We start from the raw sequence: 242 nt of genomic DNA, 5'->3' as shown, positions 1-242 counted from the left end.
ACGCCCGCTCGCGCTCGCTATTTGAAACGCTTAAACGCGATATCGCCAGCGTTTCGCCAGAAACAGAAGTGGTGAGCGTTGAGATTGAACTGCATAACCCGTGGGATTTCGAAGAGGTCTACGCCTGCCTGCATGATTTCGCCCGTGGTTACGAGTTTCAGCCAGAAAAAGAAGACTATTTAATTCACATCACCACCGGTACCCACGTCGCGCAGATTTGCTGGTTTCTGCTGGCAGAAGCG

The 242-nt window shown here is 52.1% G+C and carries 1 protein-coding gene; it reads left to right on the top strand.

The genetic code is table 11. The features are described from left to right. On the top strand, nucleotides 1-242 hold a 242-nt coding region (locus V5P19_RS24355; RefSeq protein WP_334408095.1), incomplete at both ends, for an RNA repair transcriptional activator RtcR family protein.

The organism is Enterobacter sp. UNJFSC 003 (assembly GCF_036903355.1).
Classification (GTDB): Bacteria; Pseudomonadota; Gammaproteobacteria; order Enterobacterales; family Enterobacteriaceae; genus Enterobacter.
Note: the sequence above shows the minus strand (reverse complement) of the source record. Positions and strands in the feature narration are given on the sequence as shown.